Origin of the sequence: Thermasporomyces composti (genome assembly GCF_003386795.1) — a bacterium.
GTDB classification, from domain to species: domain Bacteria; phylum Actinomycetota; class Actinomycetes; order Propionibacteriales; family Actinopolymorphaceae; genus Thermasporomyces; species Thermasporomyces composti.
The window spans coordinates 1,723,281-1,735,487 of the sequence record NZ_QTUC01000001.1; the positions used below are offsets into that span (position 1 = coordinate 1,723,281).

General features: G+C 70.5%; 13 protein-coding genes. 5 read left to right on the forward strand and 8 right to left on the reverse strand.

The features are described from left to right. The first annotated feature begins 135 nt into the window (after positions 1-135). From DFJ64_RS07530 to DFJ64_RS07540, 3 genes are all read left to right on the forward strand, one after another. The gene (locus tag DFJ64_RS07530; RefSeq protein ID WP_211310524.1) at positions 136-867 is read left to right on the forward strand and encodes a class I SAM-dependent methyltransferase; all 732 of its coding nucleotides are present in this window, start codon (positions 136-138) and stop codon (positions 865-867) included. Further along, the gene (locus tag DFJ64_RS07535; protein WP_115849808.1) at positions 857-1,489 is read left to right on the forward strand and encodes a TetR/AcrR family transcriptional regulator; all 633 of its coding nucleotides are present in this window, start codon (positions 857-859) and stop codon (positions 1,487-1,489) included. The genes DFJ64_RS07530 and DFJ64_RS07535 overlap by 11 nt, the downstream gene beginning before the upstream one ends. Before the next feature lie 376 nt (positions 1,490-1,865). After that, a complete protein-coding gene (locus DFJ64_RS07540) occupies positions 1,866-2,990 on the forward strand; it encodes an LCP family protein (protein ID WP_115849809.1) in 1,125 nt (374 codons plus the stop codon). Between the two features lie 196 nt (positions 2,991-3,186). Here the strand turns inward: DFJ64_RS07540 and DFJ64_RS07545 are convergent, their stop codons facing one another. Then, a complete protein-coding gene (locus tag DFJ64_RS07545; RefSeq protein ID WP_245941002.1) occupies positions 3,187-4,623 on the reverse strand; it encodes a sugar transferase in 1,437 nt (478 codons plus the stop codon). Positions 4,624-5,076: 453 nt separating this feature from the next. Between DFJ64_RS07545 and DFJ64_RS07550 the strand changes: the two genes are divergently transcribed. Continuing rightward, a complete protein-coding gene (locus DFJ64_RS07550) occupies positions 5,077-6,021 on the forward strand; it encodes a UDP-glucuronic acid decarboxylase family protein (protein WP_115849810.1) in 945 nt (314 codons plus the stop codon). 115 nt (positions 6,022-6,136) lie between these two features. Here DFJ64_RS07550 and DFJ64_RS07555 read toward each other — a convergent pair whose 3' ends face one another. The 7 genes from DFJ64_RS07555 to DFJ64_RS07580 form a co-directional block, all read right to left on the reverse strand. Then, positions 6,137-6,442, reverse strand: a complete 306-nt coding sequence (locus DFJ64_RS07555; protein ID WP_115849811.1) for a DUF1416 domain-containing protein — start codon at positions 6,440-6,442, stop codon at positions 6,137-6,139. Continuing rightward, the gene (locus tag DFJ64_RS07560; RefSeq protein WP_115849812.1) at positions 6,439-7,293 is read right to left on the reverse strand and encodes a sulfurtransferase; all 855 of its coding nucleotides are present in this window, start codon (positions 7,291-7,293) and stop codon (positions 6,439-6,441) included. The genes DFJ64_RS07555 and DFJ64_RS07560 overlap by 4 nt, the downstream gene beginning before the upstream one ends. A 288-nt stretch (positions 7,294-7,581) precedes the next feature. Further along, positions 7,582-7,704 (reverse strand): putative leader peptide, encoded by a 123-nt coding sequence (locus DFJ64_RS20195; RefSeq protein WP_425452176.1) that lies wholly within the window; start codon positions 7,702-7,704, stop codon positions 7,582-7,584. A 21-nt stretch (positions 7,705-7,725) separates the two neighbouring features. After that, a complete protein-coding gene (locus DFJ64_RS07565) occupies positions 7,726-9,129 on the reverse strand; it encodes a glycosyltransferase (protein WP_170152536.1) in 1,404 nt (467 codons plus the stop codon). Between the two features lie 428 nt (positions 9,130-9,557). Further along, on the reverse strand, positions 9,558-10,241 hold the full coding sequence (locus DFJ64_RS07570; RefSeq protein ID WP_115849814.1) for a zf-HC2 domain-containing protein: 684 nt from the start codon (positions 10,239-10,241) through the stop codon (positions 9,558-9,560). Then, positions 10,238-10,777: a sigma-70 family RNA polymerase sigma factor gene (locus tag DFJ64_RS07575; protein ID WP_245941003.1), complete on the reverse strand. Its 540-nt coding sequence runs from the start codon at positions 10,775-10,777 to the stop codon at positions 10,238-10,240. Before DFJ64_RS07575 ends, DFJ64_RS07570 begins: the two co-directional genes overlap by 4 nt. A 198-nt stretch (positions 10,778-10,975) precedes the next feature. Then, on the reverse strand, positions 10,976-11,245 hold the full coding sequence (locus DFJ64_RS07580) for a MoaD/ThiS family protein (RefSeq protein ID WP_211310525.1): 270 nt from the start codon (positions 11,243-11,245) through the stop codon (positions 10,976-10,978). A gap of 86 nt (positions 11,246-11,331) precedes the next feature. Here DFJ64_RS07580 and DFJ64_RS07585 point away from each other — a divergent pair, with 86 nt between their 5' ends. Further along, positions 11,332-12,111 carry a winged helix-turn-helix transcriptional regulator gene (locus DFJ64_RS07585; protein ID WP_115849817.1) on the forward strand — a complete coding sequence of 260 codons (780 nt, stop codon included), beginning with the start codon at positions 11,332-11,334 and terminating at the stop codon, positions 12,109-12,111. The last annotated feature ends 96 nt before the right edge of the window (positions 12,112-12,207 follow it).

The window sequence follows — 12,207 nt, forward strand, 5'->3', positions numbered from 1 at the left end:
ACACCGACCAAGCCCAGGCGTGGAACGGGGCCGAGGGCCTTGCCTGGGCCCGTGGCCGCCCGAGCGACGAGGACGCTTACGACCTCGAACTGGGCCGACACCTCCTCGTCGCCGCCAGGGTCGGCGAACGGGATCGTGTGCTCGACATCGGGGTGCGGGACGGGAGGCACCACGCGGCTCGCCGCCTGCCGGGCCCGGAACGGCCACGTCACCGGCATCGACCTCTCCGCGCCGATGCTCGACGAGGCGCGTCGAGCCACGAGGGCGGCCGGGCTGGACAACATCGCCTTCGAGCACGCCGACGCGCAGACGCGAGCGTTCCCCCCGGGCGGCTTCGACGCGGCGATCAGCAGGAACGGCGTCATGTTCTTCAGCGATCCGGTCGCCGCCTTCGCCAACGTCAGGCGCGCCCTCCGGCCACGAGGACGCCTGGCCTTCAGCTGCCCCCAGCGCCCCGAGGACTGCGAGTGGTACGTGGTGCCGGTCGCGGCCCTGCTCGGTATCCCGCCGGTCGGTCGCAGCGTGGTCGACGCCTATCCCGGCCCGGCGCCCGCGATGTTCTCGCTCGCCGACCCAGCGCACGTCACGGCTCTTCTCACGCGCGCCGGCTTCACCGACGTCTCCATCGACTCCGTCGAGATAGCGCAACACTTCGGCCACACCGTCGACGAGGCGGCCGAGGCGTTCCTGGGCAGCGGACCCACCCGCTACATCGTCGAGCAGGACGCCGAGCTGACCTACCGTGAGGCCCATGCCAGACTCACCGCCGCGCTCGGACCGTACGCGACCCCCGGCGGGGTCCTGCTCCCCGCCCGCTACTGGCTGGTCAGCACGGAGAACCCGGAGGTGAGCCGCGATGGCGTCTAGGAGAGCCGCCGCCCTCCGTGACGCTGACGGCGTCGACCTCCGTGATCACCTCATCGCTGTCACGGCCCGCCTCCTCGCCCAGCGTGGCGCCGCCGGACTCACCGTACGGCGGATCGCCCGGGAAGCCCGGGTCGCCGACGGCGTGCTGTACAACCACTTCGCCGACAAGGAGGAACTCCTCGCGCACGCGCTGCGTGCCCACGTCCTCGCGGTCGAACGCGCGCTCGAGCAGCCGCCCTCACCCGGCAGCGGCGCCCTCGAGGACAACCTCCGTGCCCACATCGCACACGGACTCGCCCTCCACGCCGCGATCCTGCCCGCCTTCGCCGGACTCCTCGCGGAGCCGACGGTCCTCGCGCGGTTCGCCGCGCTCACCGCGGGAGAACCCCCCACCGTGCGGCAGCGACTGGTCGCCTACCTGCGGGCAGAGCAGGAGCTCGGGCGAGTCAGACGTGACACCAACGTCGAGGTCACGGCGACGATCATCAGCGGAGCCTGTCACGAGCTGGTCATGGCACACCTGGTCGAGCAACCGACACAACCGTTCCAGGCCCCGCCCGGCCTCGTCGACGACCTCGCGGACACGGTGCTGCGCGGAATCCGCGGCGCCCCACGGAGGTGACCGGTACCTCACTGGGTCGGCCAGCGCCACGCATCCCGTCACGCTCCGGAGCCACCTGGTGCCCCGCCACGCACCCACGGCATCCCACCGCTACAGTCGGCCAGTGCGCACCTGGACAATTCGGTCACGGGAAGGACTTGGCGATCAAGCCGAACCGAGCGGAGGGCTTTGCCTACGATGAGGTGCGGCCTATCCGCCCGCGGTTCCGCGCTGTCGAGCCCGCGCCGCTGTCCAGTCCTCGGGCTGGACAATCGTCGGCCAGGGCGCGGACAACCGGGGCGCTGCGTCGCGCGTCAACAAAGATCGGACAGTCCTCCGGTGGACGGCGGTCCGCTGGGGCAGACGTACCTGGCCGAGGACCCATGGGATCAACGACATGAGCTACCACCGCACTGACGAAGGGCTCCGCTCGCTCCGCCTCCGTGACGAGAGCGAGCAACCTCCGGACGGTTCCCGCGCCGACCGCCGCAAGCGGGGCCGGACGACGACAGTGCTGCTGATCCTGCTCTCGCTCTTCCTCATGATGGGCGGCGGCGTCGTCCTGACCGGTTACCTCATCTCGGAGAAGTTCGGTAACCAGGTCAACCGACTTCCCGCCTTCGCGCCCCTACCCGAGGAGCTGCGGCCGAAGAAGCCCAAGGGTGCCGGCGCCAACGCGATCAACATCCTGCTGGCCGGGAGCGACGCGCGTACGGACGGGCGAGGCACCACCGGGGCCGGCAAGGGTGACGCGTGGAAGCGCGGCGGCCAGCGCAGCGACACGATCATGATCCTGCACATCACCGGCGACCGGAAGAGCGCCTACCTCATCTCGGTGCCGCGTGACTCCTGGGTCAACATCCCAGGTCGGGGCATGAACAAGATCAACGCCGCCTACTCCTTCGGTGGGCCGCCCCTCTACATCCAGACCATCGAGGAACTCACCGGCCTGCGCATGGACCACCTGGCGGTGATCGACTGGACTGGATTCCAAGCCCTCACCGACGCTCTCGGCGGCGTCGAGATGACCTTCAAGACCGACACGAGGTTTGCCAGCGGCAAGTACTACGAGGCCGGAACCCACGTCCTCAGCGGCGAAGAGGCGCTCGACTACGTTCGCGAGCGCAAGCACCTCAAGCGCGGCGACTTCGACCGGATCGCCCGCCAGCAGAACTTCCTCAGGTCCCTGATGCGCCAGACCCTGTCCGACGGCACCCTCACCAATCCGGTCAAGCTGAGTCGAGCGCTCGACGCGGTGACGCAGAACCTCTCCGTCGACGAGGAGTTCACCACGGGCAAGATGCGCTCGCTCGCGTTGCAGATGCGGAACCTCCGGGCGCGCAACGTGACGTTCATGACGGCACCGACCAAGGGCACCGGGATGGAGGGCTCCCAGTCCGTCGTCTACCTCGACAAGGAGAAGTGCGACGCGCTGTGGAGGGCCGTCCGCCACGACCGGATCGAGGACTGGCTGAAGAAGCACGGCACCGAGGAGAACGTGCTGGGCGAGAACGTCCGCTGAGTCCTGAGCGTGAGCGGCGGCCGGCGCACGAGAGGCGCCGGCCGCCTCGTCTCTCGCCCGGACCGCTGGGGCGAAAAAGGTTTCCCGGCCTCCTTCAAGTGGTCGTCAGGGCGTCGTCGGGTGCTCAAGCCCGACCCAGCGACAACCTGCTCGGGCCGCGCTCACCCGCGACGAGGACGCGCGACCGCGTCGGCCGCTAGTAGGCGCCGTCGCGGCTGAGCACCGCCCCTACCGTCTTGGCGAGGATGACCAGATCCGTCGACAGCGACCAGTTCTCGACGTAGTACAGGTCCAGGCGCACCGAGTCGTCCCACGAGAGGTTCGACCGGCCGGACACCTGCCACAGGCCCGTGATCCCCGGGCGCACCAACAGCCGGCGACGCACGTCCTCGCCGTACTGCGCCACTTCCCGCGGGAGCGGCGGGCGCGGCCCGACGAGGCTCATCTCGCCCCGCAGGACGTTGATCAGCTGCGGGAGCTCATCGAGGGACAGCCGCCGGATCACCCGACCGACCCGGGTGACCCGCGGATCGTTCTTCATCTTGAACAGCACGCCGTCGACTTCGTTGTACGCCTGCAGCTCCGCCAGCCGCTCCTCCGCGTCGACGACCATCGAACGGAACTTGAAGCAGGGGAACTCTTTCCCGTGGACGCCGACTCGGGTCTGCCGCAGGAAGACCGGCCCTCGGTCGTCGAGCTTGATGGCGATCGCGATCACGGCGAAGAGCGGCAGGGAGAGCACGAGCAGGATGGCGGCGCCCACCCAGTCGAAGATGCGCTTGACCAGCCGTCGCGCCCCGGTGAACTCCGGCTCCTCCACGTGCAGCAAGGGAAGCCCGGCGACGGGTCGGACGTGGATGCGCGGACCGGCGACGTCGGTGAGGCTCGGAACGACGACCAGGTCGACGCCCAGTCCCTCCAAGGACCACGAGAGCCGGCGCAGCAGCCGCGACGACCGGCCGGGCAGCGCACTCACCACCACGGTGTCGGCTCCCGACCGCAGGACAGCGGAGGGCACGTCATCGAGGTAGCCGAGAATCGGCACACCTTGGTCGGCCACCTCGTCACCGGGGTCCTTCGACAGCCGAGGAAGACAGGCACCCACGACCGAGTACCCCATCTGCGGCTCACGCCGAATGATCTCGAGCAGCTCCGCGACGCCAGCCGGCATGCCGACCAGCAGGACGCGATGGACCAGCCGGTTCCGCCGACGCTGGGCGTGCAGCCACTTGCGGGCGACCCACCGACCGGCGACGAGGAGGACGGTTCCGAGCGGGAACGCCGTCGCGATGAAGCCTCGCGACAGGTCGATCTTCCCCAGGTAGCAGATGATGGCCACGATTCCGGCGGTGAGGAAGCTGCCGCTCACGACCAGCTTGTACTCCTCGGTGCCGGAACCGAAGATGCGCGTGGAGTAGCTCCCCCGGAAGGCGAGGACGGTGACCCACGTCAGGGCGAGCACGACCGCGACGACGGTGTACGGGACACCACCGAAGTTCGCCCCTCGCCACGCGCCGGCGATCGGCGACTCGAGACCGCCGAACCGAGAGATCGCCGCGCCCAGCCCAGCGAGGACGAGCAGCACGAGGTCGAGCGCGGCCACCGTGGTGGCGAAGAGGCGGAGCCGTCGCACCACAGCTCCCCGATCGGGCGGTGGCGGGAGGGGAGGCGTGGTGTCAGGCTGCGCGCCCTCGCGTTCCCTCAGTATGACCATGCGTGTCCGTCCGTTCCCCCCAAGCGTGTACCTCGCCTGCAGGTTCCTGATCGTTCGCGCGGCCGACGCGGCGGCCGGGCCCTCGCCGACAGCCGAAGCCAACCCGAGACGATCCGAGTCGAACAAACCGTAGACCCGTCGCCCGCTGAACGTCGCGCCGCCTGTGGCGGACACGGGTGAAGGCAGGCGCTTGAAGGGCGACGTGGGGCGACGCGAGCCGGGTCGCCAGCAGGGCGTATCGTCCGGACGGGTCTCGTCGAGGACCGCACCGACCGGACGGCGCACGGCTGGCCCGGGGTGCTCGGCGACCCAAGGGGGCCGACGTTCGGGGCTCCAGGGCTCTCGTTTCGGGAAGGGGAAGGGATCAGGTCGATGACACGCCGCGCGGTCGTGACCGGCGGAGCTGGCTTTCTGGGCAGCCACCTGTGCGAGCGCCTCCTCGACGAAGGCTACGAGGTGGTCTGCCTCGACAACTTCCTCACCGGCCGTCCCGACAACGTGGCCCACCTCGTGGAGCGCCCTGGCTTCCGACTGATCCGCTGTGACGTGACTGACTACGTGCACGTGCCGGGAGCCGTGGACGCCGTTCTCCACTTCGCCTCCCCGGCGTCGCCGATCGACTACCTCCAGCTACCGATCCACACACTCAAGGTCGGCTCGATCGGCACGTTGCACGCGCTCGGCTTGGCGCGCGACAAGGGTGCCCGCTTCCTGTTGGCGTCCACGTCGGAGGTCTACGGTGACCCGCTCGTGCACCCCCAGCCCGAGACCTACTGGGGCAACGTGAACCCGGTCGGCCCGCGCGGCGTCTACGACGAGGCCAAGCGGTTCGCCGAGGCGTTGACCATGGCCTACCGGTCGACGCACGGACTCAACACCGCGATCGTCCGCATCTTCAACACGTTCGGCCCGCGTCAGCGACCGAGCGACGGGCGAGCCATCCCCACGTTCGTCCGGCAGGCGCTCAAGGGCGAGCCGCTGACCGTGGCCGGTGACGGTAGCCAGACGCGCTCCATCTGCTACGTCGACGACATGGTGGAGGGCATCGTGCGGATGCTCCACTCGGACCATCCGGGTCCGATGAACCTCGGGAACCCGCACGAGCTGTCCATCCTGGACCTGGCGATGTGGATCCGGGACCTCGCGGGCTCGTCGTCGGAGGTCGTGTTCGTGCCCCGGCCCGAGGACGACCCGGGAGTCCGCCAGCCGGACATCGCGCTGGCCCGGCAGGTCCTGGGCTGGGAGCCGAAGGTGCCCGTCGAGGACGGCCTGCGACGGACCATCGCATGGTTTCGCGACCACGCGGATCTCGTGTGACGGGCGCCGACCGGAGAGGAGACGATCGCCGGCGTGCTCCCTCCGGCGGACGGTGAGCAGACAAGACGAACCTGGGGCACCCTCCGCTGGAGGATGCCCCAGGTTCGAATCCGCGTCAGGACAGTGCCAGCTCGACCTCGGTGATCCGGCCCAGCTCGGCCTCCACCGAGCTCTGCGCCGTCGCGCCCCGCGGTGCGAGCACCCGGACCGTCCAGGTGCCGGGCGCGGCGAAGAACCGGAACGCGCCGTCCTCGCCGGTCGGCACCTCGGCGGTGAACTCGCCGGAGCTGTCCAAGAGCCGCACGTACGCGCCGGCCACCGGGGCGGAGTCTCGGCGGACCACGCCCTGGATCACCGCCTCCTTGGCGAGGTTCACCCCGGTCAGCGCCGCCCCGCCCACTGGCGCACCGCAGCCGCTCACGAGGCCTCCCCCGGCTCCTCGCCCACGACGACCGGAACGCCGACGAGGGAGCCGTACTCGGTCCAGCTGCCGTCGTAGTTCTTGACGTCCTCGAGGCCGAGCAGCTCGTGCAGCACGAACCAGGTGTGCGAGCTGCGCTCACCGATCCGGCAGTAGGCGATGGTGCTCTTGTTGAAGTCGACACCAGCCTGGGCGTAGATCTCCCGCAGCTCCTCGTTGGACTTGAACGTGCCGTCCTCGTTGGCCGCCTTGCTCCACGGCACGTTCACGGCTGTGGGGACGTGACCCGGCCGCTGAGCGACCTCCTGCGGCAGGTGCGCCGGCGCGAGCAACTTGCCGGAGTACTCCTCGGGCGAGCGGACGTCGACGAGGTTCTTCTGGCCGATCGCGGCGACGACCTCGTCGCGGAACGCCCGGATGGACAGGTCGGGGTCCTTGGCGCGGTACTGCGTCGGCTGCCGCTCCGGCACCTCCTGGACGAGCGGCCGGCTGTCGAGCTCCCACTTCTTCCGCCCGCCGTCCAGCAGCCGCACGTCCTCGTGCCCGTACAGCTTGAAGTACCAGTACGCGTAGGCGGCGAACCAGTTGTTGTTCCCGCCGTACAGCACGACCGTGTGGTCGTTGGCGACCCCGCGCTCGGAGAGGAGCTTCTCGAACGCCTCCTTGCCCACGAAGTCGCGGCGCACGGGGTCCTGCAGGTCCTTCTTCCAGTCGAGCTTGATCGCGCCCTTGATGTGACCCTTGTCGTAGGCGCTGGTGTCCTCGTCGACCTCGATGAGGACGACGTTCGGGTCGTCCAGATGGCTCTCCACCCAGTCGGCGGAGACCAGGACGCTGTCGCGGCGGCTCATGCCGAGACCTCCTTGCTAGCGGGTTGCGGGGAACGTTGCGGCCAGGGCGCGACGTGCGAGCAGGTGCGCCGAGTCAGGCAAGCCGGGGCCTCCTCCGTCGCGCGCGGCGGGGCCAGCTGGTGGAGATCGGACGGCTGCTCGGGCTGAGACATGCTGCGACGCTCCTGACTCGATTCTCGCCGGTCGATGGGAACGGATCTTCGAGGGGACCCGGCTGGTCGGGCGGCGCGTCGACGAGCAGGTCAATCAGCGCATCGGCTCGTCACGAGCAGCACGAGCGCCGCCCGGTCAGGGCATACGACACAGGCACGACGCGGTGCGGCAGTGGTCCACCGCGCGTCGTTTGGTCAGCAATGTCGTACGCAGCACGTCGTTCAGGCTACGGACCGCGACGCCCCATGTCACGGACATCTCGGATAGTGAAATGTCCGGTCACGCAATGAGACGCCGCGACCGGAACGGGCCACGCCCGCGGTCCGCCCGCACCAGCCTGGTCGCGGACGAGGCTCGGCGGACCGCCTGGCCGTAGATCGCGGCCATGCGCTGCGCGTACGCGGCCGGGGAGTTGCGCTGGGCTCTGCGGCGGGCCTCCGCGCCGAGCTTCGCGCGGTACGCCGGGTTGGTCAGCAGGTCCTCCAGCGCCTCGGCGAACCGCATCGGATCCGTCCCGGCCAGCACACCCGTCCCCGCGAGCGGACCACTCGCGTGGAGGGCGGCGTCCGCCAGGACCGTCGGCAGACCGGCCAGCGCCGCCTCCTGGACAACCAACCCCTGGGTGTCGGTGAGGGATGGGAAGGCGAACACGTCGCTCGCCGCGTACGCCGCGGCGACCTCCTCCGGCGGGAGCTGGCCGGTCAGGACCGTGCGGTCGACGATGCCCGCCTGCTCCAGCAGGCGCTGCACCCAGCGCGGCTCGTAGACCGCTCCGACCAGGACGAGCCGGGCATCGGCCACGACCCGCCGCAGCCGTCCGAACGCCTCGGTGAGCAGGTCGATCCCCTTCTCACGGTTGACGCGCCCGACGAACAGCACCACCCGCTCGTCCGGGCCGATGCCGTGGCGCCGCCGGAACTCCGGACCCGCCTCCGGCGGAATGCGAGGCAGCCCCACACCGGCGGGGGCGAGGTAAAGCCGATCGTCGTCGACCGGCAGGCGGCACCGCGTCAGGATGGCCGGGGTCGGCACCAGCACGGCGTCGGCATCCGCCAGGAGCAGACCCGTGCCCGCGTCGACGATCGCGTGCCGCCGCTCCACCCGGGACCCGCCCCGGGGGATCTCCGGCTTGGGGCTTCCCAGCCGACGGGCGTAACAGCGCAGCACCCCGGACAGCACCCGGGACGGCAGACGGTACGCGTCGGCGTAGGCGCGCAGGTCCGTGTGGTAGGTCTGGACGAGCGGGAGGCCCAGCCGTCGAGCCGCGAAGATCCCCAGCAGCCCCACAGGCCCCGGGGTGTGCACGTGCACCACGTGCGGAAGCCAGTGCGCCACCCGCTCCACGTGCCGGCTCCGCGGCCAGGCGGCGAGCCGGAACTGCGCCACACCGCACGGCACCGAGAACAACCGCAGCAGGTCCTCGTCGGCCGGTTGGTCGGGGTGTCTGGGGACGACCAGCAGGCTCGAGTGGCCGAGCTCCGACATCGCGGCCGTCAGAGTCTGCAGGGAGGTCACCACGCCGTCCCGCCGCGGCACATAGGTGTCGGTGAAATGGGCGATGCGCAACGTCGGGGGGATGTCCCGCGCGGCGGCAGCGGGGTCGAGCGGCACCACGGACGCGAGCTCACCGTGAGCGACAGCGCGCCGAAAGCGGCGCGCCCCGAGCAGTGGGCGGAGGTCCATACGGCTCCTCGTGTCGGGCCAGTGCGGTTCGGTCGTCGCAGGCCTGTCGCGCCGCGGTCGCGACGGGCGCACACGGCTCGCGACGGTCCGGAGCCGGGCGACGTCGGCGGTAAGCCTGACATGGCCCCGTGCCGCGGTGGTGTCGCGGGGTCGGAGCAATCGACAGAAATCGGGTTGTTGGGACGTCCGGTCGCCTACCGCCATCAACTTCATACCCTCGATGAGTCCGCCGTAGGCTAACCGACGGCCGGTGCGCTGAGACAGCCCTCCGGACCAAGGGCACCGGACGCCTCCGGACCAAGGGCACCGGACGCCTTCCTCACCCGCGAGACGGCCTCCCCAGCGAGACGGCCTCCCCAGCGAGACAGCGACGCGGGAGAGCACGTCTCGCCGGCACGAGAGGACCAGCAGGAGGGACCGCGAGGGCCTCAGGGCTCGAGGCGGATGAGCGGACCGCCGTCATCGGCGGCGAGGATCTCGATGCGCGCGACCTGGTCGGCGGAGACCGCGACGCCGCCGCTCCACCGAACCGCCCGGTCGTAGACGACCTTCCAGCTGCCACCGCCCCACCGTCGGCCCGCCTTGTCGTAGATGACCAGCGAGCACACGTCGCCCCTGTGGACGCCGGTCAGCGCCACGTCGATCTTCGTGCCCCACGCGACGGTGTTCATCGTCACCGTGGCCTCGACGGACGTCGCCGGGTCGACGGCCGTCCACGTGACCGGCGCCGCCGTCGCCGTGGGGTAGGGACCAGCGACGGGAGCTTGGCTCGGAACGCTGGGCGTGAGCCAGCGCCCGACGGCCCATCCACCGCTTCCGACAGTGACGACCAGGAGGGCGGCGGCCACCAGCGCGGTCCGCCAGCGACGCTCGCGTTCCGAGCGCACACGCTCAAGGAGCCGAGCCAGCCGTGGCTCGGCATCGCTGAAGGCCTCCTCGACCTCCTCCCGGGAGACCAGCGCGAGCAGGCCGGCAGTGTCGGCCAGCTCCTTTCGGACGGCTCGGCACTCCGCGCAGGTCGCGAGGTGGTCTCGCACCGCCGCGGACTCGGCCTCGTCGAGCGCTCCCAGGGCGTCGGCGCCCAACGCCGCGCGAACCTCCCCGCAGGTCACAGGGCCACCTCCGGGGTGATGCCACGCTCCTCGAGCAGCAGTCGAAGCTGCCGGAGCGCGTAGTAGGTGCGGCTCTTCACCGTCCCAGGCGGGACGCCCAGTCGGGCGGCGGCCTCGGCCACGGAGTGCCCGCGGTAGTAGACCTCCAGCAGCACCTCCCGGTGGTGCGGCGCGAGCGCCGCTAGCACGTCCAGCACCTCCCACGACAGCATCGCCCGGTCGAGGTCGCCGTCCTCGGCAGGCAGCGCGTGGAGCGCGTCTTCCCGGACCTCCGTGGGCCGCGCCCGACGGGCGCGCTCCCCGTCGACGACGATGTTGCGCGCCACGGTGGCGAGCCACATCCGCGGCGATCCGCGGGCGGGGTCAAGCGCCTCACGGTGCCGCCAGGCCCGCAGCAGGGTCTCCTGCACGACATCCTCCGCGCGTTGCCGGTCGCCGCCGACAAGCCGCAGCACATACCCGAACAGCGCGCTGCCGTGCTGGACGTACAGCTCGCGGACCAGGTCCTCGTCTGGTGTCGTCTCGGACGGGCTCACCCATCCCACATCCCTGTCACGTGGGGACGGCCCGCGCGGTTCATGCGGCACGGGGTGATCGTCGCAGGACTGGACAGATCCGACCATTGACGAGGCGATCCGAGGAGGGGCGATCCGAGGACAGGCAATCCGATCACAGGCCCTCCGCTCGCTGGACACTCGCTGGACAGGTGGGGGACCAAGCTGCCGACATCGACCTCACCCTCCGGCGAACGGCGGGAGGACCTCCACACAGGCCCCCTCACGGAGCGACACTGAGGCGGGGTCGCGGCGACCCACGGGGTCGCCGTCGATCAGGACGGAGCACATCGCGAGGACGGGAGCGAACCGCGGCCGATCCGCGTGGCGGGCCCGAAGGAGGGTCAGCGCCTCGGCGAGCGTGGTGGCGCGCACCTGCTCCTCGGCGAGCCCAGCCGCCTCCTTCGCCGCCGCCCAGTAGCGGACCGTAACCATTACAGGGGAGGGCACGTCCTGTATCCTGCCTGCATCCGGTTGGCCTGGGCGACAATGTCGTCACCTGGCAGCCACGTCCCTACGACACAGGGAGGCGCCCGGTGGCAACGCTGCTCCTTCTGACCAACACCCTGCAACCGTCGGCGGAGATCGTTCCCGCGCTCGGTCTCCTCGCCCACCACGTTCGGGTGGCCCCCGCCGAAGCCAGCGCACTGCTCAACGTCGCGTCCCCCAACGCCGTCCTCGTCGACGCGCGTACCGACCTCGTCCACGCTCGTAGCCTCACCAGGCTCATCCGAACCACCGGCATCGACGTCCCGCTCATCGTCGTGGTCACCGAAGGCGGGTTCGCCGCCGTCAGCGCCGACTGGGGCATGGACGACGTCCTCCTCAACACAGCCGGCCCGGCCGAGGTCGAGGCGCGACTGCGCATCGGCATGGACCGCCTCGCCAGTCGTTCCCGCGAGGAAGCGAAGACGCACGTCATCCGGCGTGGCGAGCTCGTGATCGACCAGGACACCTACACGTGTCGGCTCGGCGGTCGGACCCTCGATCTCACCTACAAGGAGTTCGAGCTGCTGAAGTACCTCGCCCAACACCCCGGTCGCGTGTTCAGCCGGCAGCAACTGCTGCAGGAGGTGTGGGGCTACGACTACTTCGGTGGCACACGCACTATCGACGTGCACGTCCGACGGCTCCGCGCCAAGCTCGGGCCGGAGTACGAGTCCCTCATCGGAACGGTCCGCAACGTCGGCTACCGCTTCGTCCTCCCGCCGTCGGCGACCGACGTCCCAGGGGATGTCCAGCGTCAAGACACCGTGGACACCACCCCCGAGGTGCCGGACGACGCTCGCGCGCTGACGGAGCCGCTCCAGGAGTGAGGCGCCTGTCCGGTGGGCCTGACGGCCCCCTGAACCTGACGACCGAGCTCGGCAGCTCGAGGTCTGACCGCCGAAGGATCGTCCACCCGCGGCAGC

Excerpts from the sequence above, each read along its gene's own strand:
- DFJ64_RS07535 (WP_115849808.1), top strand. The coding sequence starts at position 857 with ATGGCGTCTAGGAGAGCCGCCGCCCTCCGTGACGCTGACGGCGTCGAC.
- DFJ64_RS07560 (WP_115849812.1), bottom strand. The coding sequence starts at position 7,293 with ATGAGCCGCCGCGACAGCGTCCTGGTCTCCGCCGACTGGGTGGAGAGC.
- DFJ64_RS20195 (WP_425452176.1), bottom strand. The coding sequence starts at position 7,704 with ATGTCCGTGACATGGGGCGTCGCGGTCCGTAGCCTGAACGACGTGCTG.
- DFJ64_RS07550 (WP_115849810.1), top strand. The coding sequence starts at position 5,077 with ATGACACGCCGCGCGGTCGTGACCGGCGGAGCTGGCTTTCTGGGCAGC.
- DFJ64_RS07540 (WP_115849809.1), top strand. The coding sequence starts at position 1,866 with ATGAGCTACCACCGCACTGACGAAGGGCTCCGCTCGCTCCGCCTCCGT.
- DFJ64_RS07565 (WP_170152536.1), bottom strand. The coding sequence starts at position 9,129 with ATGGACCTCCGCCCACTGCTCGGGGCGCGCCGCTTTCGGCGCGCTGTC.